The following is a 23,811-nucleotide window of genomic DNA, read 5'->3' as shown; positions in this document are numbered from 1 at the left end:
TCAAAGCTGTGCTTTGAGCAACCTGCGACTAGCTTCCTAGTTTGCTCTTTGATTTTCATTGAGTATTAATTCTCCTTTTCCAACTCATACAAATCTGCGATAATCGCTGCAACACGTTTGATATCTTCCAGCATGCCTCTCATTTCAAAGTCAGCCAAGACAGGGAAACCAAAACGTTGACTGTATTGCTTAGCTGTCAGGCAGTATTGGTTATTAAAGTTACGATTTCCTGAGCCAACCACGCCAAAACACTTACTAGCATTGTCACCATAGGCGATAAAATCCCCCACTGGTGTCGTCAATATCTCGACATCTCCGTTATCCACGCCATTCCCACCTTCTAGGTAGGTTGGCAAAAAAGCGACATAGGGATGGTCCATTTCATAGAAATCTTGGCCTTCCTTGACCAAATCTTTGATATGAATCTTTTGGACCTCAATCCCCTCGTACTGGGACAAGAGATAGTCTTTCAAGCGCGTCACAAAACTCTCAGTATTGCCACTCAAACTAATATAAACTAAAGAAATTGTCTTCATATTTTCCTCCATGATTTTATTTTTAATCGAAAAAGAACTACCAAGATTGTAACTTGATAGCTCTTTTTTGTCAATACTTAAGCAAGATTTTCTGCTTCCTCTTCTTCTGCCAAGGCTTTCTGCTGACGCCATATCTTGTAGAAGACAAGGGCTAGGAAAAGAACATTGATGACGATAGAGAGAATGCTAACGGCTTGTGAAATAACACTTATCCCTAAACGCATGGTTTCATCGTGAACTAACTGCACAGCATCCTGTAAACCAACATAGCCATAAATCGAACCAATAATGGCTAGCAAAACATAGCCGACATAAGTATAGTTTGCATATTGCAAATTCTTACGAATAAGGAAGACAATCGCTACAACCACTAAAATAGCAGATAGCACAATCAAGGCCATATTAAAAATAGAATGAGTTGATTCTGCTACTCTATAGCTGTAATTGATGTTGTCTTCTAATTGCTGAGCACTGACCCCTGCAACTTGTTTCTGAGCGGCACGAAGGGCTTCTTTGCTAGGTAAGGGACTCAACATTCCAAACAGAGACATAGCTGAAATAAGGGCAGACAAGATTAGCAAGACCCATAGATAAATTGGTTTCTTTTTCATAATAGAACCTCCTGATAATATTATTCATATTATAGCACTTTTTGCAAAGGAATACAAATCTTATAGTATCGTTTCTACCTGTTTTCGGTAAGCTTTTGGCGATTTTCCGCACAATTTTCGGAACACTTTATAGAAATATCCAAGGTTACTGTAACCAACAGCATAACAAATATCTTCGATACTGTCACTGGTTGAAAGCAAGAGCTGCTGGGCAGCCTTAATACGTTGTTTGTTTAGTAACTCTGCAAAGGTCGAATCGGTTTCTCGCTTAATCAACTGCCCTAGATAGACAGGATTGATAAAGAGAGCCTTACTGATATCCTTGAGGGAAAGCTCTTTTTGGTAATCACGACCAATGACTTCCAGCACACTGACCACATTTTCATTCATACGGTATTGACCGAAAAAGCTGGTCAGAGTTTCCTTGATATAAGAAACCAATTCATCGAAGGCTTGAATAGCATGAATGGTTTTGACAATGTCCGTCATATCATCAGCTTTGAGATGTTCAAACAAGTGAAAGACATCCATGACAAACTGGATAAAAAGCTGTTTGGTAATCGGAACACGCGGTGTATTTTCAAGAACCACTTTCTCCAAGAGGTTTAACTCTTCCACGATTTGATTGAGATTCCCCTGAATGATAACCCTATAAATCGGTTCGTAATAGGCAAAGAGACTCTGAGACTGTTGTAGATTTACAGAGCCGTAAAAGAGGGCTTTCTCAGCATTCAGCTTCCAGCCTTCAAAGTGTTCTTGATAGGGAGCTTCAAAGGGAGTAACGACTAAACCATCTAGGGGTTGGTCAGAAATGAAAATCTGCCAGTCTTGACCCAATACATAGTAGGGAATGGTGAAGGAACCTTGCTTTTCCTTGGATAGACCTATCCACCAATTCTCCTTACCTCCTAAATAACTGACAAATCCAGCCTCATCTAAATCTTGACTGAGGGTCTGACTTTTCTTTCTTCTCTCTCCAAGCTGACCTGCAATCTTCTCCAGCAGATTTCCTAACTCTACCTTATCAACAGGCTTGACCAAATAGTCCACTACACTAAGGTTCATGGCTCTTTTTACATAATCAAACTCCTGATAACCTGAGAGCAAGATATAGGCAGCATCTGGTAAGATTTCTTTCATCTCCCGAATCATATCAAGCCCTGTTTTGTCGGGCATATTGACATCTGAAATGATGACATCGATGGGATTTTCCTGAACATATTCTAGGGCTTCATCGGCATGACTGGCTGTTGCGACGACCTCCATATCCCAATTATCAAAGGGAATCAAACGTTTCAGACCTTCTGTCACCATGTACTCATCATCTACTAATAATACTTTATACATTTTCTCCCTTTCTACTCATCTTGAATTGTAATACGATACTGAACACCTGCTTGCTCTGCAGACTCTACACTAATAGCATATCGTTCCCCAAAATAGAGCACAAAACGCTCATGGACATTGACAATCCCGATAGACTGCCTTTGATCACTGTAGCTGTCTTGGTGTTCAAAATGTCTCTGACTTAATTTTTCTCGAATATTTGCCAGCTTTTCAGCAGACATCCCACGACCATTATCTACCACTAAAATTTCCACAAAACCATCCTGTTTAAGAGCCTTGATGCTAATCACATTATCTGTCCGTCTATGGTCAACACCATGCGCGAAATAATTTTCTACCAGCGGTTGCAAGGTAAACTTAGGAATTTTCATATTCTCTAACTCTGGATCTATCTTGAAACCATAGGCAATGGACTTGGGATAGCGAACCATGCAGAGGTAGCTATATTTACGGCAAAATTCTAATTCCTGTTTGAGGAGGGTCTCTCTTTCGTCGGAAATATTGTTACGCAAGAGACTACTGAATTCATAAATGATATCTGCCAACTCATCTTGACTCTGCATAACTGCATACATGCGCAAGAACTCCAGCGTATTATACATAAAATGAGGATTGATTTGCGCCTGCAAGGCTCGCATATTGGCATCTTTTTGACTAAGCTCTAACTGGTAAATATCATGGATATTCTTTTCCAAGCGATCCAACATATCATTGGTCGTCTCCGCGATTAGGAGTAATTCCTGATCTTTTTCGGAAATGTCAATCCGACGCCCCTCTTCGCCTTGAGCAATGACTTGAATGGATTCTACTAAATCCACTACCTGCTTTTGGTAATTAGCAAAAGTCTGCCTCAAAGTCAGATAAAGAATGATAATAAAGAGAAGGCTCAAGCCCACAATCAAAGCAGAGCTAGTCACTGTTCCTTGTAAAACAAAGTTTTTGGGAACTGCCACCTGAACCTGATATCCATGAGAGGTTAAGCCAACTAGCCAATTTTCACTCTCCTTATCAACTGTTTCACCAATATGAAAAATCTCCGTATCAAAAGGTGAGGTCACTGTTACTGCCATCGGAGTATGACCTCTAGTATTATCAATGGCATGGTATAAAACAGCAGGATCCAAGGAGATGTAAATCACTCCTAAGTCTTGATCTGACACTGGATCTGACACCGGAATGGCAAAACTATTTCCTGCTGGTTTGAAATCCTCAGCCCTGATTTTTTCTCCACTACGTTTGTCTTTAGTAGAAACATAGACTTCCTTGTAATCTTGAAAAGCAATGGCCACTCCAGTTACAAAATCATTTCGAACATAGAGGTCATCAACATTTTCATGCAGAGAGACTGATACATAAGGCGAAGCTTTCCGCTCTAATTGCCAGTAAAAATAGTCTGGCATGCTAAGGCTAAAGTATTTATAGATTCCCTCAATACGAGCTTGATTTTCAACTAAAGCCTGAGCTATCTGGGTTGATTCTCTATGGTAATATTCAATTTCACTCACTGTTCTAGCAGTTACACGCTGGGCTACTCTCTGGGCTTCCTTTTCCCGTGAATCCCAGTCAGCGTAAGAGAGTAAGATTGCAAAACTCGCAATAATAATAATCATCACTGAACTGTAGGTTCGCAGAAGCGTATGTAGCCAAAACTGCTTCATCCTACTTTGTCGCCAATTTTTCATGGATACTTTCATAGACCGGTTCCAACATATCACTGATAAAGAAATGCCACATCCCAATTCCTACAAAGAAAAGCAGAGCAGGCATATAGTAACCAATTGCTACAAGTAGCACGGTCCCAAGGAGAACCTTGACCACAGCTGCTAGGCTCATAAAGATGCCAATCAAGGATAGTTTGAGGCTATTTCGATAGGACAAATCAAAATAAACTTGTAATTTCAAAGATACTGTATAAGCCAAAAAGATCAGGGCAACTACTAGAACATTTAAAAAGGTCGCAATCAAATGAACAATGGTCTGATGAGGCAATTGTACCAAGAGATACAGGCCATAAACCAAAACTAGATCCACTCCTAGAAAGCTATAGAAAATCAGGTTGCTTGAGACAAAATTTTGCTTATAAAGAGACCAGGCCTCCTTCAAACTGTATTCCCGAAAGCTATAACCATGTTCTGCATATAGGCTCATCAAGGTGGCACTAGCAGGCGCTAGACCAAGGATAATCCCTCCCACCAAGGTTAATAGCCAAAAGAAGGCTGTCGCAATCATCCCTAAAAAGAAACGATTAAAGACAAAGTCTAAAAATCTCCCCATGATATCCTCCTAAAAATAACTATGAAACTATTATATCATATTTCAAGCGTTTTCAAAAACTTCTAGTATCCATTTACAATCCCATCAAACCATGGTAAAATGAGAATTGTGAAAAAATGATCAGGAGACAATTCATGGAAAAATCTATCTTAACTACACTGCTTTTTGCAGTTCTTTACTTCCTCTGCATGGGGATTGGTGTTCTTTTGGGCAATCTCCTTGACCAAACTGGAAACATGTTTTATGCGCCTGCTTTTACTGCCCTTGTCGGCGGTAGCGTCTATATGATTCTAGTCGCAAAAGTTCCGCGCTTTGGAGCCGTTACCACTATCGGTCTTGTTATTGCTCTCTTTTTCTTGGGAACTAAACACGGTGCCGGTGCCTTCCTTCCTGGAATTATCTGTGGGCTGCTAGCAGATGGAGTAGCTAACCTCGGAAAATACAAGAACCAAACTAAGAATTTCCTTTCTTTCATACTCTTTGCCTTTAGCACAGCAGGACCAATCTTACTCATGTGGATTGCACCCCAAGCCTATATGGCAACCCTTCTAGCAAGAGGAAAATCGCAAGAATATATCGACCGTATCATGGTTGCGCCAAACCCTGGAACTGTCCTTCTATTTATCGCAAGTATTGTCATCGGAGCCCTAGTGGGTGCCTTGATTGGACAAGCCTTGAGTAAAAAATTTGCACAGAAAATCTGATTAGTTAAAAAGAGCCAGGCGGCTCTTTTTTATTTATGGCTCAAGACTTGGTCAAGAAGTCTCCCAAGAATTGATACTCTTCGAAAATCTCTTCAAACCACGTCAACGTCGCCTTGCCGTAGGTATATGTAACTGACTTCGTCAGTCTTATCTCCAACCTCAAAACAGTGTTTTGAGCAACCTGCGGCTAGTTTCCTACTTTGCTCTTTGATTTTCATTGAGTATGAATTTAAAGATAATCAAAATGATAATGATGGTTGCCAAGATAGTTTTATCGTGATTGTAGCGGTTAAATCCATAAGCGATGACTACGTTACCAATACCGCCAGCTCCAACCGCACCAGCCATAGCTGTTTCACCAACAAGGGAAATCAAGGTTACAGTCGTCACACGAATCAAATCTGGAAGACCTTCTAGTAAGCCTGATTTGCCTAGGTTAAACTTTTTTACCTGAAAAACTTCTTTTTTCTAGTGATAAAATCAACCCTATCACACTCACTACCAAAAATACCCACCAACAAAGCCTGATATCTTGCAAAGCTAAGAAGGAAAATACAGACATCCCCAAGGGTAATGTTAGGGAAAAAATCATACTCAAGAGATTATTACTTCTAGCTAATACATCCGCACTCAAATTAGACAGTAACAGAGTATCTAATTTAGGCATTGATTTCGACATCAAATACATGACAAAGGCTAAGCAAACAACACCTACTAGAGGAGAAAAATCTAAAATATTAGCAGTAGCAAGCAATACAAACAGAATTGCATTGAGCGATAACAAGCTTGAAAAAGACCATTTCCCAAAATAATCATGGGGAGTTAGGCTACCAAGAATAGCTCCTCCCAAGCTAACACATTCAATTAAAAATAAGGCTTGAGCATAGCTGAAATGATAGATAGTATGGTCTAATAAGTAAAAGTGATAAATACCTCCAACAGCTCCTCCCAAAGTATTCATTACCAAAATGACAAGAATAATTTTAAACAATGATTTACTTTCTCTCTGTCTAAAGATATCATCCATGTCCGCATAGATTGCCTTAACTTGTTGAAGTAAACTAATAGGTTCATTCTCTACTGTTACAGACAAATGCGTCAATTCTCTTCTATTTTTGAACAAAATAAGAGAAGATAGTAAAAAGAAGCCAGCATTCACAATTGCAACAAAAGAAAAATCTTGGTGGCTTGTTGTGAGTAACCACACTCCTAAGGCTTGACCTCCTAGATTTGATAAATAGGAAACAAACTGAGTAAAGGAATAAGCTTCATAGAGCTTATCTTCTGAAATATTATGCTGGATAATCGGCATACGAAGGCCTGCTGTATAATCCGATAAAATATCTGAACAGATATTAACCATACAGATAAAAGCAAACGTCACGAAGTTCTGATCATGAATCACACTAGCAATCAAAAGAAATAGTAGACTTTGCACACAACCAACCCAAATAATTGTCCCTGCTTTATTCCGAGTATGATCAGCCTTAATCCCAGCATAAAAAGTAAATAGGAAAGGTAAAATCGTAATCATATTCGCCATAAATACAGCTATATTTTTAAAGGGTAGACTCGCAGCATAAACAATAAATACCAGATTATAAATATAAGCTCCACTTGAGCTTAAAAACCTCGATAAGGTAAGTATTCTAAATAAATGATGTCTTAAGAATAGTTTCATAACAGGTCTTTCTCACATTTCAAAGAGTATTCTATTGAATCCAGTCTAACAAAAAAAGCGGGGCTCCCCACTTTTTTGTAATATATTTTTTCTGAAAATAGAAACTCTAGCGCCTAGAAACTACTAATTATCACTCCATCTACAAGGCTATTTATTTTTCATCAGTCGATGTAACGAGAATATATTACAAATCTTTATTTGAAAGCTGATTTGCAAAATAGTTTTCATAGTATCTTGCACCATCTATATACTCTAAATCTTGTAAGATTGTAATGCCCCTCTGGATTTTTTCAAGACCCTTATTTTCTACTTTAAAAATCGTATCATAATACCCTTTAGCAATCATATAAATGATTTTAAGATAAGCTTGAGATTCTGGTAGATCTCGTTTTTCAATCTGAAAAACAAAATAGTCTGCTTTTAATTTATCCTTTTCCTCTATCGCTTTAAAAAGTCCATTAATTAAAATGGTATCAATACCGACTTTGTTACTAGGTAAAGAGCCTAATAAATCCGTCTTTTGCAACATCTCCCTAGAATATTTAAAATAGAGGGGCAGAGGAAACAAAGTAGAAATCGTTGAAAATAGTTCCAATTCATAATTTCCCCAGATATCAATAGTAAAAAAATAGTCATAGAGAAAAGTCAGTTCTTCATCCGTTGCCCTTATTTCTGAATCAAAAAACACAAGAAGGCTTTTGATACGAATCATTTGTAAAAGATAGCTTTTTTCACCACTTGATCTATACTTTTGAATCGTCTCTTCATACAAGGCGTGGAGAGAATCAATCCCTTCTCTATCATATAGTTCCCAGAGATTTTCTTGAAAAGCCAAAGCCTTTTTCTGAGAAAAACCACGTACCAAGTACATAAATTCATTCAAATCAGAATGGATGTTATCTAAGGCAGTAATCAATTTCATAGATGATAAGTCTGCTTCTCCACGCTCAAATTTGCTCAGCATGGAATAAGTAAACTCTCCTCCCGTCGCCTCCTGTAGAGATACATTCCGACTCTTTCTCAATTCTTTAAAAACTTCTCCCAGATTTTGCATATTGACTCCCCACAATGCTTAACTCTCTAACTCATAAAAGTGATGATTGATAGCAACCAGTACAGAAAATTTCAAGTCTTGACGATAACGACAACTCCTATGAATGATGTACAGATTGCCTAGCCCTTTTTTATTTATGGCTCAATTTCTTGGTCAAGAAGTCTCCCAAGAATTGGATTGTAAAGATAATCAAGATGATAATGATGGTTGCCAAGATGGTCACATCGTGATTGTAGCGATTAAATCCATAAGCGATGGCTACGTTACCGATACCACCAGCTCCAACCGCACCCGCCATAGCTGTTTCCCCAACAAGGGAAATCAAGGTCACAGTCGTCACACGGATCAAATCTGGAAGACCTTCTGATAGGTAAACACCCACGATGTCCCAGAAAGTCGCTCCGCTCGCTTGAGCCGCCTCAATGACACCACCATCCAATTCAGCCAAGACAACCTGCACTTGACGGGCAAAGAAGGCAAAGACCGCAAAAGATAGGGGTACGATAGCTGCATTTGGACCAATGCTTGTTCCTACGATTAGATGAGAGAAGGGTGACAAGACTGCCAAGAGAATGATGAAAGGAACCGCACGGAAAATAGAGGTAATCTTATCTAAAATCCAGAAGACGACCTTATTTTCCAAGACACCACCTGGCGCTGTCAAGACAAGGAAAAGACCTGCCACCAGTCCCAAGAGCCCTCCGATGATAAAGGAAAGAACTGTCATATAAAGGGTTAGGTAGATGGCTGTTCCCCAGCCTGCTTGACCAGCCCAGCCCATCTTATAGACATTTGGTAAATAGGTTTGAATCAATGATTCCATCTTACTGTCCTCCCTTCAATACTTTTAGTTGTACACCTGCTTGACGAATGGCTTCTTGGGCACCTGCCAACGCTGCTTTTTCACCTGACAAGACTACAACCAATTCTCCAACAGGAGTACCATCGAGAATTTCGATATTCCCATAGAGAATATTAGCCGTTACTTGGTAATGCTTGTACAACTCATTCAAAAGTGGCTCGTCTGTTGAAGCCCCTGCGTACTTGAGCTGCACCAAAATGCTGTTTTCAGACAAGTGTTCCACGATTTCTTGCTTCTCGATTTTGACCATGGCTTCGTCAATACCTGTGGCTGTTGAGATAAAGTCTTGAGTCAAAGGTTGTTTAGGGTCTGAGAAGATTTCAAGCACACTACCCTCTTCAATCAAATGCCCGTCCTGCATAACCGCCACACGGTTGGCAATATCTTTGACAATCTGCATTTCATGCGTAATCAAGACAACAGTCAAGCCTAATTTTTGGTTCAAATCTTGCAACAAGGCCAAAATCTGCTTGGTTGTCTTAGGGTCAAGGGCAGAAGTTGACTCGTCTGAAATCAAGATTTTTGGATCATTTGCCAAGGCACGCGCAATGGCTACACGCTGTTTTTGCCCTCCAGATAGTTGTGAAGGGTAGTTTTCAGCACGATCCGCCAAGCCAACCAAGTCCAACAACTTAGCTACTTTAGCCTTCTTTTCTTCCTTGCTGAGTCCAGAGTGTTTAAGGGCAAAGGCTACATTCTCCTCTGCAGTCTTCTGGCTCATCAGGTTAAAATGCTGGAAAATCATCCCGATATCTTGACGTTTACGACGTAACTGCTCTGCCGTCAAGGCCACCTTGCCATCAAAAATCACATCATCGTCAATGGTAATTTTCCCTGCAGATGGCTTTTGCAAGAGATTAATCACCCGTACAAGGGTTGATTTCCCTGCTCCAGAATATCCAACAATTCCGTAAATATCCCCTTCTTGGATGTGAATGGTCACATCCTTGACCGCTGTGATGGTTCTCTTCTTTTGGTGAAAAGTCACATCGATCTGATCTAACTTGATAATATCTCTACTCATAGCTTCTAATCAGCTCCTCTACTAATTCAATATGGGTGTAGTAATCGGCGATTCGCACGTTCTCATCTCCACCGTGGTCTCGGCTGTTGGCATTTCCTAGACCGAAGGCCACCATTGGCACCTCTAGGGCATCAAAGACCGTATGCATAGGTCCTGTCCCCGCTGTCGTCGGCAAGACTGAAACGCCCTGTGGATAGAATTTCTTGGCCAACTCGATCACATTGAGAATGGCTGGTGCGCTCATATCGCTTCGATAGCTCATCTCTCCCAAGGTATAGTATAATTCTACCTTATCAAAGCCATTTTTGTCTAGCTGTTTCCGAATTTTTTCCAGAACATCATGCGGTTCTAGACCAGGAACCAAACGAACTTCTAACTTAGCGCTAGCTTCTGCTGGCAAAATAGTCTTAACCCCTTGCCCTTGATAACCTGACTGAATCCCTTCGATATTAAGAGCTGGTTCAAAAAAGAAACGTTTTAGAAAGGCTGCACGCTCCTCTTGTAAGAGAGGCAATTCCAAACCATAAATCTGGCTGATTTCCCCTGGATTGCGTTGAGCGTAAGTGTCCACCAAGGACATTTCTCGTTCATTTGGCTCTTGTACTTCTTCGTACAAACCTTCAACCAAGATACGGCCATCCGCAGCACGAAGAGACTGTAAGGCTTGGAGGAGATACCAAGGAGCTGATTCCACAACCCCACCATAACTCGAGTGGATATCCACATCAGCACTTTTCACCTTGGCATCAAAGGTCACAATCCCCTTATTTCCACCAGAAATTTCCAGCTGTTCCAAGGCATTTTTGGTTCCTTGTTCCCAGACCAACAAATCCGCCCCACGGAGTTTATCCGCATGCTTTTCCAAATACTTATCCAGGTCTGTCGAAGCCGATTCCTCCGCTCCCTCCATGATAAAACTGATATTGACAGGCAGGTCATCGTGGTGCTGCATGTATTTTCTCAAAGCACTCAAACGAGCTGTGATATGACCCTTGTCGTCATCAACCCCACGTCCATACATGAAACCATTGCGCACCGAAAGCGTAAAGGGATCCTCTGTCCAGACCTGATCTCCGTCCGCTGGCACAGTGTCATAGTGGTTATAGAAAATCAGGGTCTTGGCATCTGGACGTGAACTCTTGAAATGCGCCATGACAAAAGGCGCCGTGTAAGTCTCATCAATCTCCACTTCAGCCCCCACACGCTTGAAAATCTCACCCAGATAGTTTGCGACTTCCTTAAGTCCAACCTGCTGGGCAAAGACCGACTTCTTAGAAATCAAGGTACGCAAAACCTCAAAATAATGCTGGGCTACATGATCCTTTTCAAATTTTTCAATCTGTTCTTGTTCACTAGGAAAAACCATATTCTCTCTACCTTTCTATGAAACTATAGTCTTCTTTACAATCCATGCTCTATACAAAAGCAAGAGGTGGAATTCTCTCTCCCACCTCCCTGTTTCTTATTACCAAACTGGTTGATCCAAACCGTCTGATGTTTCTTCGATAACTTTTTTCACTTCATCTGTATGGTAAGCTGCGATCACTTTCTTGATAGCATCAGCTTTTGGTGATGTTTCCCAATCTTTTTTCGCAACGATGATGTTGTACCATTGTTTTGAATTTTCATCAGCTTGTTCTTTGAAAAGTGCTTTCTTGTAGTCCAATTTTGCTTCTGTAACGAAGGTATTGTTTACAACAGCAGCGTCAACTGATGACAATGAACGAGCTGTTTGGCTAGCATCCAATTCAGTGATTTTCAAGTTCTTTGGATTTTCTTTGATGTTAGCAACTGTTGCAAGAGCAGTTCCTGAAACGTCCAATTTAATCAAGCCAGCTGATTGAAGCAAGTAAAGCGCACGGCTTTCGTTTGTAGCATCGTTCGGTACAGCGATTTCTCCGTTTGCTGGGATGTCTTCTACTTTAGTGTACTTGTTGTCACTTCCATTCAAACCTGAGTAAAGGCGGATTGGAGAGATGTAAGTATCAGCAATCGCTACAAGGTCTTTCCCGTTTTCTTTGTTCCAGTTGTTCAAGAAGTTATAGTGTTGGAAAGCGTTCAAGTCTACTTCGCCATCAGCAGTTGCCTTGTTTGGTTGTGAGTAGTCTGTGAACTCTGTAAATTCCAAAGTGATTCCGTCTTTCTTAACCAATTCTTGAACTTTATCCCAACGAGCTTCTTCAGAACCGCTACGGTTGACAGTTGCGATTTTGATAGTTGTTGCATTGTCTGCTTTCTTTTCTGAGTTTCCGCAAGCTGCAAGAGCCAAACCTGCGACTGTAGCAAGGGCTGCTAGGCCAAGCCATTTTTTGATTTTCATGATTCTTTCTCCTTAAAAATAATACCGTACTAGTATCTCATACTTTGTTTTATTTCACAAATTGTTATTAGATAGTCAGATATATAGTTTAAAACTATATATCTAAGAACTGAGAAATCACCCATCTTATTCAGAATGGATGATTTCAAGAAATTATTTAATATCAGCCTCTGCTGGTAGGTAAGTGTCTCCGAAGAATTGTTTAGACAATTTTTCAAGCGTTCCGTCTTTGTAGAGTTCTTTGATGCGTTTGTCTACAAATGATTTCAACTCATCTTGACCTTGAGCAAGAAGTGGGTAAACGTACGGTTGTTGGTCACTTGGAAGTTCAATGACTTTCAAGTTATCCAAACCTTGGTTCTTGATCACTGTTTCAACACCGATTTTATCAAAAATCTTATAGTCAAATTGGCCATCGCTCAAACGTACCATGATTTGTTGGAAGTCTGCCTTAGTATAGTTAAGGATAGTTGGGTTATCCGGGTGTTCAGCGTTGTATGCTTCTAACTGCTTAGCTGATGTAGTGGCTTGAACGACTTCCGTCGATTTTCCACCGATATCAGCGAGAGACTTGATACTAGAGTCATCTTTCTTCACTACAAGGACATTAGGGTTTTGGGCAATTGGTGCGGCATAAAGGTATTTCTCCGCACGTTCTTTAGTGTAGCTAAGATTGTTGACAGCCATATTGTAACGGTCAGCGTCAAGACCTGCAAAGACACCTGACCATTCTGTCTTTTCAAACTTGACATCATATTTGTCAGAATCTTTAAAGATAGCGCGAACGACTTCAATCTCGTAACCAGTCAATTCGCCATTTTCTTCATAGATAAATGGCTTTGGTGATCCATTGGTTGCAACGATGATTTCTTTCTTGCTAGCTGCTTCTCCTTCTTTCTTAGCACCACCTGAGCAAGCTGCTAACACACCTGCAGCAACAAGAGCAAGGGCCGCAAGAGATGAGTATTTAACGATTTTTTTCATGTCATTTCCTCCAAAATAGAATACCTTATAATCTTAACAGAAAAAGACCATTTACGCCATTATATGATATCTATCTCTGTGATAAGTTTTCTTTATGGCTGATTTATACTCAATGAAAATCAAAGAGCAAACTAGAAAGCTAGCCACAGGTTGCTCAAAACACTGTTTTGAGGTTGGAGATAAGACTGACGAAGTCAGTTACATATACCTACGGAAAGGCAAAGCTGACGTGGTTTGAAGAGATTTTCGAAGAGTATTAAAAGACCAAACGCAAGACGGCAATTAAGACCACTCCAAAGAGAACCGTACCGACTAGATTGCGGTAACGAAAGGCCACCCAAGCCGTCGGAAAGACTGCTAAGAAGTCCAGCCATTTGATTTGAGGAAGACTCCCAACATTACCTGTCACTACGCTTGAAAGAATCAAAGCAAAGATAATAGAAACGGGCAAGAACTTCAAAAAATGCTCAACAATCGCAGGCAAGCCCTTATACTTGACCAAGATGAAAGGAATCATACGGGGAATCCAGGTCACCAAGCCAGAGAAAATAACTGCTAATAAAAGATACTTACTGACCATCTAAAATCACCCCCATTGTACAACCAAGTAGCGTCGCAAAGAGAACAGCTAGTGACTGAGACACCACTGTCAAGAGTAAAAAGAAGGATACCGCAACAACCGCTAGGATAATCAGCAGATTGCGGACAGGAATCCGTCTTTGTATAATCTGGAATTGCGAAGCAAAAATGCCGATGAACATCCCAACCAGGGCAAAATCTAAACCAAAGATCTCTGGATTTGGTAACAGACCCCCCAGAGCCGTTCCGACTACTGTCCCCACAAACCAAGCCACATAACTGTTGAGATTGTTTCCGTGCATCCACATAGGATTGACCTTGTCTGTATGGGCCAATTCGCCCATCAAAACACCATAAGTCTCATCCGTCAAGATACTAGACATACCGATATTGTGCCAGAGACTAGTATGACGGAAATAGGTTGACGCATGCAAACTCAACAAAAAGAGACGCAAATTAATCAAAAAAACCGTCATAGCAATAGCTGCCACAGGTGCTTGAACCGCAATCAGGGCCAGCATGGCAAACTGGGCACTCCCAGCATAAACAAAGAGGCTCATCAAGCCCATCTCTACAGGTGTCACATAGGGCGCACCGATAATCCCACAGGCCAGTCCGATACTGACATAACCAAGGGTCGTTGGCATAGCTGCCTGCGATCCCTCCCAAAATCCTTTTTCTTTCATCTTTCTCCTCATATTGTCTTAATAGGTGGGCTGAAAAGACTCCAGCCACAGCATGGACTATTATAACACATTCAGGAAAGAGAAAAAAGTCTGTTGATTTTGACCATCATAAAAAGACTGGCAATCCAGTCTCAAATATATATTATAGAAATTCTCCGCTAAATACTTTCACGAATATTCAGAAGCATGAAAAAGGCAACTAGAAGAAATAGCAATAAAACAAAGCTAACTGCCAGAGTTCCAAAGCTAGTAGCAATGGTTACCAAAGCTATTGTAAATAAGCTAGGTAAAACAACCGTAATGGCACCGATAGAAGATTGAACTGCTCCCATTGACTCCTCAGGTATTTGTTTAAAGACGAGTTCCTGTAATCGAGGAGAGAGAATACCTGCGAAAAAGGCATCCAAGGTACTAAAGATGAGAATCCAGTCAAAACGAACTGTGGCAAATCCTACTAGAAGAAGCAACTGGATGACAAGTGAGGCATAGAGAGCTGTTTTTATAGAAATCGTATTTTTCAGATAGCCACTTACAAGGCTTCCGACAATCAGGGCTGATAATTCTAGTGTGGATAGCAAGGCAAGAGATTGACCTGTTTGTAAATTCAAAAAGGGTTGATTTCTCAAAAACAGAGTAGAAACAGGAACTGTAACATTTATCACTGCTTGACTAATAGAAATAATAAATAAAACCAAGAGCACCTTATTCATATTCCATATCAATTTCGATGATTGGAGCAAATGCTGGCAAAAGGATTTTACAGAGAGTCCTTCTTGATAGCTAATCGTTTTTTCTACTTTCAAGAGATCATTTTTTATGAATAGGATACCTAAAAATGCGATTAAAAATGTAAGAGCGTTCAGTAAGGAAATAAACTGGATAGATAGAATACCTAGTAAGACTCCTCCTAGGATATTACTGATTGTTTTCACTAAACTAACAGTTGACTGTTTAAAGCCAATAGCTTCTGCCAGATGGTCTTGCCCAATAATTCTAATGAAAATCGGAGTGAGCATGGCGCCTGAAAAATAACTCAATGTGTCAGACAAGAGGTTAATCAGACAAATAAAGGCTACTAGTACTAAGGAAAAGGACTGCCCTGAAAGGGACAAGGACACTATAGAGTAAAGCAAAAATTTTGCAAAACTAATGACTGTGTATTTCAAGACACGATGATGTTGAAAATCCGCTAAAACTCCCAGAAAGATTTGTAGAACTTGGGGCAGGGTTTCTGAAATAGTGATGAGTAAAATCGCCAGAGGGGCAAAAGAGGCATCTGCCACATAATTCAGGAAGGCCAGATAAAAAATCGTATCCCCAAGAGTTGAAATCCACTGGTTGATAGTTAATTGCCTAAAATCTCTATTTTGAAGAAATACTTTCATTACAACTCCTTCATATCCATGTACTTAGATAACACATAAAGGTACTCTTGCTTATCTGCTTTAGAATACTTCACATAGCACTCTACTGTATTTAACAAAGACAATGCAACTTCTTTATATTTTCTTACTCTAAAATAACAATACAGTTCTAACAATGTATCAGCTATCCCTAGCATACCATTCCAAAAATCTGAATATTGAGCAAATTCTGTAATTAATCCTTCAGATAATTCTTTGATTAGATCTGTATACTTTTCAAAATCTATAAAAATCAAAGCACGAATAAATCCTGCTGTCCCATTATTTAGATAAGGTGAAACTAAATTTGATTCTATCGGAACCATCCTACCATTATCTGTCACAATTAATTTTTCAATAATGATATTAATTCCATAATCAATAATATCGCAATCAAAGTCATATATTTTCATCAAAATAAGTAAGCCAGACAATCCATCTAGTCCTAAATTTTTTTCTCTATGCATCAGATGTTGCACTAATAGCTGATTATTTTTAGCATTCTCATATCGTTGAAAATTGACTAGTTCTTTATTAATAATCTCAGTAATAGTAAAAGATCTTTCTGGTTGACCAGTTAGAACCTCATCTAAACCATGCAGGGATTCAATTTGATAAACATAAATTTCATTTAAATCTTTAAGGATATCAGATACTGTTGCATCCTTAGAAAATAGTTTTTCTATAATACTTGTAAAATTTGTTTTTAAACCAAATTCAGCCAATAAAGAATTTAAAATATGATATGATTGTGATAAATCGTCCACTGATTTCACATGCAATCTAGCCAACAAAAATAATAGTAAATTCCCAACTTTATGGCAATCAGATACTTTGCCATCTATAGAGTTCCATTCTTTTAAGCTGATTACACTATACAAACCAATAGCTGGTTTATCATCATACTCATAACTATTTTCTAAATCTACAAAGTAAAGTTTATTCTCTGATTTTATAAAATTTCCGGGATGTATATCATTTAAAATAATATTTCGACTATGAAAATATTCAACCAATTCTAACAATTCCTTAGTAATTAATAAAAAACTTTTAAATTTCTTAGCGTTTAACTCCTTATTAGACTTCTGATAACTAACAATAGAGTATGGTTTTGTAGATTTTAATAAATCACTACCATCTATAAACTCATAAATATAATATTGGTTAATCCACTCTGTAACCGTTTCGTGTATAGTTGGAACACGGTCTAGTAATTTTTTTGAAATTTCATATTCATTTTTTCTAAGAGTTTGATTCTCTACTCGTCCAAAAGAAATAATATGAGGTCGACACTCCTTTAAAATATATTTTTTCCCTCCTATCACTGAGTCTACTTGATAGACATTTCCTCCATTTGACTGTGATAGTACAGTTTTTAGTCTATAATTTCTTGCTAAGTATGAATCTTTTATAAATGTATTCTCTTGAATATCTTGAATCCATTCTGGTAAGTTAAAATATGGTTTTTGGTAGTCTTGCCACTTTTCTCCATTTGGCCCTAGTAAAGTCGGAATACCTTTTTCTAAATACTCCAATTCTTCTCTAAAGAAACCATATCTGTAAAAAATTGTATTGGAATCTTTATAGGCACGATCGCTTAGAATATAAATTCCCTCCATATTTTTAGGAATAGTTTGGTAAAGAAGTTCTAATATATTGCGAAAAGCATGGTCATTTTCAGGATAAATCGTAAAGTATTTCCCCGAATTAGCAGGCGATTCTCTAACAGAGAAATTATAGGCCACATCTTCTTCCCGATATATATACTTATAAGATATCTTTCTATCATCTAACAAAGGAGAAAGAAGATTGTACATTTCCTTATAATTACCAAGCGTTGCTGATATATGAATTTTATAACCATAAATAGGCAAACTTTCTTCGTCTACAATTTTATATTTATACATTCTTTTCTCCTGTTGTTATGATGACTTGTTCTTTAGCAATTACCTCAGTTGGCATTTTCTACATTAAAATTCCAAAACCTTTATAAGTATAAAAATAAACTTAATAATTGAGTATCTTTTACAATACTGTACAAAAGAAAGTAATTGTCACTCTTTCAGACTGATTGAATCTTTCTGATTCGCGTGTTAATTCATGTACAAATGCTGTCATATGCTTCTCCTCCAATTATTTTTACTTATAAACCACTTCTGCGACCTAGGATTTGCTTCAAGTGCTTTACAAGGACAGTATAACACGAAAATTGGCTTATTTTAAAAAATCGCATATTTGACATTTTTGCTTATAGAAATTTCAGATTTGCGATTTTGGTAGATTTGATTATTTCCCTGGTATAATAAAGTTATTACTAATTAAGGAGTGGAGCAACTATGAAGAAACAAATTTTAACATTATTGACAATCGTTGCTGATATTATTATCATTTTGCCATTTCTAACTAATCGATAAGTTCTTTGTATTGCTGCAAGCGCAATTCAAAAAGGGCTATCAATTGTGGATTTTCTAATACTTGCAGAGATTGGATAAAGTGTTCAATCTCTTTTTGATTGCTTCCTTTGGTTTGAAGAAAAATCTGCATTTTCTTTAAAAACTGCCACAATACTTTTTCAAAAACATCGTATGGACGCAGCATACTCTCCAACTCGGCTTCAAAGATTGGGATGTAGGAGAAAAGTTTTCGCTCCATGAACTCTGATAAGATATTTAAGAGTCCTTGCTTCATATACAATCGATTGTGTACTAACTCTTTAAATTCTTTGGATTTCTCAAGTAAAGAAGTTGATAAAAATATCAAATCTTGGTTACTCAAGAAGGGCATAGTATTGCAAAAAAGGTAGAGTTCAAACCAGGTCCAAGACTCAATAGCATAGAGATAAGTGGTCAAAAACTCGCTATCCTCCTCTGCTAGGGGATAATTTTTATCTAAGGAATGAATAGCATTTTTAATCACAATGGCATTCAAACAACGATAGGTCTCTGCCATCTGTCCTTGCTCGACTTCCTCCAACAGTTGCTCTAAGCCAGCTATATCTTGGTGGGCAAAGCGATCCACAACCCTCCTACCAATCTGCATATGTGGAGATTCTTGATAGTTATTGAGCTTATGACCAAACTCATCAAAATTCATATTGATTCCTTGGATGGCTAGGATCAGCTTGTCCGCAGATAGCATAGACTGCCCTAGTTCAAACTTGGACAACTGAGAGGCTGTTAGTCCAGCACAAGCCACATCTGACTGCTTGAGCTTTCTAGCCAGGCGCAGTTCCTTGTAAAATTCCCCCAATTCCATTTTTTCAATCATCCTACCACCTCCTAGCTTTTGCATATTATATCATTATTTGTGTTCATTTGTCAAAATATTCTGATAGTTAGAAAAAATAAAAGAGCCAGCCTTAAGCTGACTCTTTATTCTATGGTATCAAAAGCGAGGCTTGGTTTGGCATTGAGGTCCAAGTTTGCAAAGTTTTCTTTGTTCCACTCGCTAACACTGGCATAGGCAATCATACCTGCATTGTCTCCGCAGAGACGCAGAGGTGGAATGATGACATTGACATCTGTGATTTCAGTTGCTAGGCGTTCTCTGAGACCTTTATTGGCTGCCACGCCACCTGCCACGACAAGGGTTTTAACAGGGTATTTCTCCAAAGCCTTCTTGGTTTTAGCCATGAGAATATCCAGTACAGCTGCTTGGAAGGAAGCACACAAATCCTCTGTAGACAGACTTTCTCCCTTTTGCTCAGCATTGTGGTGAAGATTGATAAAGGCAGATTTCAAACCTGAGAATGAAAACTCCAGATTATCCTCCTTAATCATAGCACGTGGGAAATCATAAATATCCTGACCTTTATGAGCAAGTTCGTCAATCTCACGACCTGCAGGATAGGTCAAGCCCATGACACGGCCGACCTTATCATAGGCCTCCCCAACCGCGTCATCTCGCGTTTCCCCAACAATCTTGTAATCACCGGCCTCAGAAACATAAACTAACTCTGTGTGTCCACCGCTGACCAAGAGGGCTAGCAAGGGAAACTCCAAAGGCTCCACACTCTGAGCGGCCATGAGGTGACCAGCCATATGGTTAACAGGAATCAGCGGAAGTCCATGAGCCCAAGCAAAGGCCTTAGCAGCTGACAAACCGACTAGTAAGGCTCCAACTAAGCCTGGTCCATAGGTAACCGCAACAGCTGTCACGTCCTCTTCGGTAATCCTTGCTTCTGCTAGTGCCTCCTCGATACAGGCTGTAATGACCTCGACATGGTGACGACTAGCTACTTCAGGCACTACGCCCCCAAAACGTTTGTGACTCTCAATTTGACTAGCAATGACATTGGACAAGAGCTCATCGTCATTTTTCAATACGGCGACACTGGTCTCATCACAGGATGTCTCAAATGCTAAAATATATCTATCCTTCATCTATTTCTCTCTTCATGATGATGGCGTCCTCGAATGGGTCATGGTAGTAGGCCTTTCGCTCAGCGATGACTGCCATCTTTTCTTTCTTGTAAAATGCTTGCGCTCGGTGATTTGACTTTCTGACTTCGAGGAAAATCTCCTTGTCTGTCGGCAATTGAGCAAACAAGGCTGACGCAATCCCCTGACCCTGATAGTCTCCTTTAACAGCGATTTGCAAGACTTCTGCCTCAAAGATATTTTCCTGCACAGCTAGAAATCCAATCACTTCTGCCCCATCATAGGCCAGAGCATACCAAGTCTGGTCTTGGAATAGGTCAGCTTGGATTTGTTCCAGCGTCCAAGGACTGACTGGGTAAACAGCTATCATAACAGCGTAGATGGCTTTAGCTAGATCAGGCTGCTGTTGGATTCGTTTGATTTCTATCATAGGCGTTTAATGTAAGACTCGCCAGACTCGGTATGGTTCTTGAGCCAGTTTTCCTCAGCCTCGACACGCTTGAGGTAGTTAGGCACAAAGTCGTGTAAGGAGTCTGCTTCCTTGTCCCAGGCCAAAAGAGCAAGATTGGCTGCATTAGGCAGGGTTTCTTTGAAATTAGTCCTTGGCAAGTGTTCTTGAATCTGCTCCACAAAGGTGCCAACTTCTCCGACAAAGGTTACCTGACTAGCGCCCTTGATTAACTCAATCACTCGCTCAAAGGGTAAGTGCGCTTCTGGCATGACAGGTTTGGCATTTTCATAAAATCCTGCATAAACATTATTGCGACGCGCATCCATCAAGGGGACAAACAAACCTTCTTGTTGGTAGGGCACCAGAGCCAAGAGACTCGACATACCAACCAACTCGATGTTCAGGGTATGAGCTAAGGTCTTGGCAGTTGCTACCGCAATTCGCAAGCCTGTATAGCTACCTGGTCCTTCCGCCACCACGATTCGGTCTAAATCCTTGGGTGTCCAATCCAAACTTGCCATCAAAAAATCGATGGCAGGCATAAGGGTAATGCTGTGATTTTTCTTGATATTAATCGTCGTCTCGGCAAGAACCTGCTTGTCCTCTAAAATAGCCAGAGAAAGAGCCTTGCTAGACGTATCAAAAGCTAATACTTTCATAACACATTCCTATCTTTTTGTCTGCTTACTATTATACTACAAAAGCTGGCACATGGGAATTTTCTTTATCCCCAAACAAAAATGCCCTCACTTAACTAAAAATAATTTAAAAAAATGTTCACTTTTCCTTTTCTTTTACGAATATAAAAGTGAACAAGAAAAAAGGAGGAAAGTTCAATGACAAATTTTGACGTTCTTGACAATCAATTTTTATCCTTATCTGAAAATGAATTATCAGATATTGATGGCGGTCTCGCTCCCTTGGTTATCTTTGGAGTAGCAGTATCTTGGAAAGCTATTGCAGGTGGAACAGCACTTATAGGTTCTGGTTTGGCAGCTGGTTATTTTTTAGGAGGAGATTAATATGATGAAAGATTTGAACAACTATTGTGAAATTTCTACTAAGGAATTGCAAGAAATAAAGGGTGGCTTTGGTGTAGGTGTTGGTATCGCTTTATTTATGGCAGGTTATACCATTGGAAAAGACCTTCGTAAAAAGTTTGGTAAGTCATGCTAGATAAGAAACACATTTTTAGAAGGATAAATGTTATTGTCTTCATCTCTTACAGTTTGCTCAGCATTCTCAATGATTTAAACATGACTACTATCCCTTTACCAATTGATCTATCTGTTTGTATTGTTTTATTTTTATGCTTCAACTCTATTTTTGAGCAGAACAATGACTCCCATAAAAATAATAAGCTCTGAAAATTCGATTGTCATGTCATTTTAGAAAAATGCAAAGACCACCTCATCTTGATAGATGGGGTGGAATTTTCGTGTCATAAATTTACTATCTTTTGCCACCAAACAAAAAGCCCCAGCATAAGCGGGGCATCTAAGCATTTAATCCAAAGTAAAATACAAACCAAACGACATAGGTTACAAGGAGGAGAAAAAGCGAGTAGAGAGTCACAAAGGTAATTTTCCACAAGAACTTGGTTTGTCGTCGTTCCAGTTTGGCAAATAGAAGATTCCCTCCATAAACGCAAGCAACAAAAACAATAAAAGCTACCAAGCGAGCTCCGATAGCAAAAGCAAATAAGTTATACATAGGGCAACCTCCTTAGTTTAAAATTATCTTAATAAGTAAAGTGAAATATTGCATAAGTATCCATTTTTAATATCGCAAATATATTTTTTAAAGACATAAACACATCTACAAGCGCCTATAAACAGAAACCTTAAAAGATAAGTTAAAACTTATAAAATAAGATTCTGTTCATAGACACCAATATTCATATCAACACTTTTACGTAACAACTCATATTTTACAAAAACTTAGTCTTATACGAATCTAGAAAATAGAGCCACAGCTGCTCTTGCATATGCTCCTTTAGTTGTATTCCAAGCATTATTTGCTACAATAGGAGATAATCTTATTAGGAATGCGGCATTGCAACTTCTATTATCTGCTAAAAATCCCTTAAAACACTTATCATGATAGAAACAAGCCATATCTAAATCATCAATAGCTGGAATAGAATATCCATTATTTCCCATAACCACAATAATTACCATAAGAGCCTATAGGAAAAAGAGAGCGATCCATTCTAGCCAAATCAGTTGACTCTCCGTTAGTCTCTATATCCGTTACGATTTCGTTTAAAACACGCCCTACCTCCAAAGCTTCATTGTCTAAACCGAGCTCCTCTGCTTTATCTAATCTAACTACAGGGAAACTATGTTCATTCAATTCGGTAACTTTATCCAATTCAGAAGTATCTATAAAGTTAAACATAATATCAATAGCACTAAACAATATAGTTTCCGAATTATTTCCTTTCCAGCTTAGACTATTTCTTTCTATTATTATAGCATATACTTTTTGATATTGCAAGCGTTTACTCAGCAAATCGTCCCATGACTTTCTCGTTTCCGTCTTTTACTAATTTTTCATTTTGTGGTATAATTGAAATAATTGTAACGAATCAAGGTCAATCTAGACACAAAATGGAATGAAATCAAGCAAATCTCTGCTAAAAGTTTGGAATAAGCTGACCTGTAAATAGAAAGGAACTATATGATTTACAAAGTTTTTTATCAAGAAACAAAAGAACGTAGCCCACGCCGTGAAACAACACGCGCACTTTACCTAGACATCGATGCCAACTCAGAACTTGAGGGCCGTATCGCTGCTCGCCAACTTGTCGAAGAAAATCGCCCAGAGTACAATATCGAGTATATCGAACTCTTGTCTGACAAATTGCTAGATTACGAAAAAGAAACTGGCGCCTTCGAAATCACGGAGTTCTAA

The 23,811-nt window shown here is 39.1% G+C and carries 27 protein-coding genes and 2 pseudogenes; 5 read left to right on the top strand and 24 right to left on the bottom strand.

What is annotated here, in order from left to right; translation table 11 throughout:
* Window positions 1–65: 65 nt before the first annotated feature.
* From nrdI to HT678_RS04040, 5 genes are all read right to left on the bottom strand, one after another.
* Complete coding sequence (gene nrdI, locus HT678_RS04060) at window positions 66–536, bottom strand: class Ib ribonucleoside-diphosphate reductase assembly flavoprotein NrdI (RefSeq protein ID WP_050209058.1); 471 nt, start codon at window positions 534–536, stop codon at window positions 66–68.
* A 77-nt stretch (window positions 537–613) separates the two neighbouring features.
* On the bottom strand, window positions 614–1,147 hold the full coding sequence (locus tag HT678_RS04055; RefSeq protein ID WP_023935558.1) for a hypothetical protein: 534 nt from the start codon (window positions 1,145–1,147) through the stop codon (window positions 614–616).
* A 60-nt stretch (window positions 1,148–1,207) separates the two neighbouring features.
* Complete coding sequence (locus tag HT678_RS04050) at window positions 1,208–2,494, bottom strand: response regulator transcription factor (RefSeq protein WP_050207614.1); 1,287 nt, start codon at window positions 2,492–2,494, stop codon at window positions 1,208–1,210.
* An 11-nt stretch (window positions 2,495–2,505) separates the two neighbouring features.
* The gene (locus HT678_RS04045) at window positions 2,506–4,176 is read right to left on the bottom strand and encodes a sensor histidine kinase (RefSeq protein ID WP_078374262.1); all 1,671 of its coding nucleotides are present in this window, start codon (window positions 4,174–4,176) and stop codon (window positions 2,506–2,508) included.
* Entirely contained in the window at window positions 4,154–4,768 is a 615-nt protein-coding gene (locus tag HT678_RS04040) for a DUF624 domain-containing protein (RefSeq protein ID WP_023935553.1), read from the bottom strand. Before HT678_RS04040 ends, HT678_RS04045 begins: the two co-directional genes overlap by 23 nt.
* Before the next feature lie 134 nt (window positions 4,769–4,902).
* Between HT678_RS04040 and HT678_RS04035 the strand changes: the two genes are divergently transcribed.
* Window positions 4,903–5,472, top strand: coding sequence for an MptD family putative ECF transporter S component (locus tag HT678_RS04035; protein WP_000415698.1), 570 nt, complete (start codon window positions 4,903–4,905; stop codon window positions 5,470–5,472).
* 92 nt (window positions 5,473–5,564) lie between these two features.
* Here HT678_RS04035 and HT678_RS11715 read toward each other — a convergent pair whose 3' ends face one another.
* From HT678_RS11715 to HT678_RS03995, 9 genes and pseudogenes are all read right to left on the bottom strand, one after another.
* Window positions 5,565–5,690 carry a hypothetical protein gene (locus HT678_RS11715; RefSeq protein ID WP_257379697.1) on the bottom strand — a complete coding sequence of 42 codons (126 nt, stop codon included), beginning with the start codon at window positions 5,688–5,690 and terminating at the stop codon, window positions 5,565–5,567.
* Window positions 5,668–5,886 (bottom strand): annotated as a pseudogene (locus tag HT678_RS04030) (hypothetical protein); the annotation flags it as partial. The pseudogene HT678_RS04030 and the gene HT678_RS11715, both read right to left, overlap by 23 nt.
* Window positions 5,887–5,908: 22 nt before the next feature.
* On the bottom strand, window positions 5,909–7,153 hold the full coding sequence (locus tag HT678_RS04025; RefSeq protein ID WP_025170636.1) for a hypothetical protein: 1,245 nt from the start codon (window positions 7,151–7,153) through the stop codon (window positions 5,909–5,911).
* 184 nt (window positions 7,154–7,337) lie between these two features.
* A complete protein-coding gene (locus HT678_RS04020; protein ID WP_050223307.1) occupies window positions 7,338–8,207 on the bottom strand; it encodes an Rgg/GadR/MutR family transcriptional regulator in 870 nt (289 codons plus the stop codon).
* Window positions 8,208–8,337: 130 nt separating this feature from the next.
* Window positions 8,338–9,030: a methionine ABC transporter permease gene (locus tag HT678_RS04015; protein WP_000444653.1), complete on the bottom strand. Its 693-nt coding sequence runs from the start codon at window positions 9,028–9,030 to the stop codon at window positions 8,338–8,340.
* 1 nt (window position 9,031) lies between these two features.
* A complete protein-coding gene (locus tag HT678_RS04010) occupies window positions 9,032–10,093 on the bottom strand; it encodes a methionine ABC transporter ATP-binding protein (protein WP_000085651.1) in 1,062 nt (353 codons plus the stop codon).
* Window positions 10,086–11,459 (bottom strand): M20/M25/M40 family metallo-hydrolase, encoded by a 1,374-nt coding sequence (locus HT678_RS04005; protein ID WP_050223309.1) that lies wholly within the window; start codon window positions 11,457–11,459, stop codon window positions 10,086–10,088. Before HT678_RS04005 ends, HT678_RS04010 begins: the two co-directional genes overlap by 8 nt.
* A 99-nt stretch (window positions 11,460–11,558) precedes the next feature.
* Window positions 11,559–12,413: a MetQ/NlpA family ABC transporter substrate-binding protein gene (locus HT678_RS04000; protein ID WP_000694496.1), complete on the bottom strand. Its 855-nt coding sequence runs from the start codon at window positions 12,411–12,413 to the stop codon at window positions 11,559–11,561.
* 153 nt (window positions 12,414–12,566) lie between these two features.
* Window positions 12,567–13,397, bottom strand: a complete 831-nt coding sequence (locus HT678_RS03995; RefSeq protein ID WP_000724930.1) for an amino acid ABC transporter substrate-binding protein — start codon at window positions 13,395–13,397, stop codon at window positions 12,567–12,569.
* A gap of 94 nt (window positions 13,398–13,491) precedes the next feature.
* On the opposite strand from HT678_RS03995, the gene HT678_RS03990 reads away from it, so the two are divergent.
* Complete coding sequence (locus HT678_RS03990) at window positions 13,492–13,635, top strand: hypothetical protein (protein WP_166736624.1); 144 nt, start codon at window positions 13,492–13,494, stop codon at window positions 13,633–13,635.
* Window positions 13,636–13,653: 18 nt separating this feature from the next.
* Here the strand turns inward: HT678_RS03990 and HT678_RS03985 are convergent, their stop codons facing one another.
* The 8 genes from HT678_RS03985 to tsaB all read right to left on the bottom strand — a co-directional run bounded on the left by HT678_RS03985 (window position 13,654) and on the right by tsaB (window position 21,554).
* The gene (locus tag HT678_RS03985) at window positions 13,654–13,977 is read right to left on the bottom strand and encodes an AzlD domain-containing protein (RefSeq protein ID WP_079252813.1); all 324 of its coding nucleotides are present in this window, start codon (window positions 13,975–13,977) and stop codon (window positions 13,654–13,656) included.
* A complete protein-coding gene (locus tag HT678_RS03980) occupies window positions 13,967–14,662 on the bottom strand; it encodes an AzlC family ABC transporter permease (protein ID WP_172924610.1) in 696 nt (231 codons plus the stop codon). The genes HT678_RS03985 and HT678_RS03980 overlap by 11 nt, the downstream gene beginning before the upstream one ends.
* Window positions 14,663–14,820: 158 nt before the next feature.
* Window positions 14,821–16,047, bottom strand: a complete 1,227-nt coding sequence (locus HT678_RS03975; RefSeq protein WP_172924609.1) for an MFS transporter — start codon at window positions 16,045–16,047, stop codon at window positions 14,821–14,823.
* Window positions 16,047–17,972, bottom strand: a complete 1,926-nt coding sequence (locus HT678_RS03970) for a protein kinase family protein (protein ID WP_172924608.1) — start codon at window positions 17,970–17,972, stop codon at window positions 16,047–16,049. Before HT678_RS03970 ends, HT678_RS03975 begins: the two co-directional genes overlap by 1 nt.
* A 496-nt stretch (window positions 17,973–18,468) precedes the next feature.
* The gene (locus HT678_RS03965; RefSeq protein WP_138705655.1) at window positions 18,469–19,332 is read right to left on the bottom strand and encodes an XRE/MutR family transcriptional regulator; all 864 of its coding nucleotides are present in this window, start codon (window positions 19,330–19,332) and stop codon (window positions 18,469–18,471) included.
* Window positions 19,333–19,436: 104 nt separating this feature from the next.
* Entirely contained in the window at window positions 19,437–20,447 is a 1,011-nt protein-coding gene (tsaD, locus tag HT678_RS03960) for a tRNA (adenosine(37)-N6)-threonylcarbamoyltransferase complex transferase subunit TsaD (protein ID WP_172924607.1), read from the bottom strand.
* Window positions 20,437–20,874: a ribosomal protein S18-alanine N-acetyltransferase gene (gene rimI, locus HT678_RS03955; RefSeq protein ID WP_172924606.1), complete on the bottom strand. Its 438-nt coding sequence runs from the start codon at window positions 20,872–20,874 to the stop codon at window positions 20,437–20,439. The genes tsaD and rimI overlap by 11 nt, the downstream gene beginning before the upstream one ends.
* The gene (gene tsaB, locus HT678_RS03950; RefSeq protein WP_138699715.1) at window positions 20,871–21,554 is read right to left on the bottom strand and encodes a tRNA (adenosine(37)-N6)-threonylcarbamoyltransferase complex dimerization subunit type 1 TsaB; all 684 of its coding nucleotides are present in this window, start codon (window positions 21,552–21,554) and stop codon (window positions 20,871–20,873) included. The genes rimI and tsaB overlap by 4 nt, the downstream gene beginning before the upstream one ends.
* Before the next feature lie 177 nt (window positions 21,555–21,731).
* Between tsaB and cibA the strand changes: the two genes are divergently transcribed.
* Window positions 21,732–21,917, top strand: a complete 186-nt coding sequence (gene cibA / locus HT678_RS03945) for a fratricide two-peptide bacteriocin subunit CibA (protein WP_000180841.1) — start codon at window positions 21,732–21,734, stop codon at window positions 21,915–21,917.
* Window position 21,918: 1 nt separating this feature from the next.
* Window positions 21,919–22,071 carry a fratricide two-peptide bacteriocin subunit CibB gene (gene cibB / locus HT678_RS03940; protein WP_000974046.1) on the top strand — a complete coding sequence of 51 codons (153 nt, stop codon included), beginning with the start codon at window positions 21,919–21,921 and terminating at the stop codon, window positions 22,069–22,071.
* 321 nt (window positions 22,072–22,392) lie between these two features.
* Here the strand turns inward: cibB and HT678_RS03935 are convergent, their stop codons facing one another.
* Both HT678_RS03935 and HT678_RS11915 read right to left on the bottom strand, forming a co-directional pair.
* Window positions 22,393–22,608 (bottom strand): hypothetical protein, encoded by a 216-nt coding sequence (locus HT678_RS03935; protein ID WP_023935522.1) that lies wholly within the window; start codon window positions 22,606–22,608, stop codon window positions 22,393–22,395.
* Between the two features lie 374 nt (window positions 22,609–22,982).
* Window positions 22,983–23,076, bottom strand: a pseudogene (locus tag HT678_RS11915) (phospholipase); the annotation flags it as partial.
* A gap of 501 nt (window positions 23,077–23,577) precedes the next feature.
* Here HT678_RS11915 and HT678_RS03920 point away from each other — a divergent pair.
* Entirely contained in the window at window positions 23,578–23,811 is a 234-nt protein-coding gene (locus HT678_RS03920; RefSeq protein WP_000639571.1) for a DNA-dependent RNA polymerase subunit epsilon, read from the top strand.

The organism is Streptococcus sp. 3167 (assembly GCF_013277175.1).
Classification (GTDB): domain Bacteria; phylum Bacillota; class Bacilli; order Lactobacillales; family Streptococcaceae; genus Streptococcus; species Streptococcus pseudopneumoniae.
This window is presented reverse-complemented; position numbering and strand designations above follow the sequence as displayed.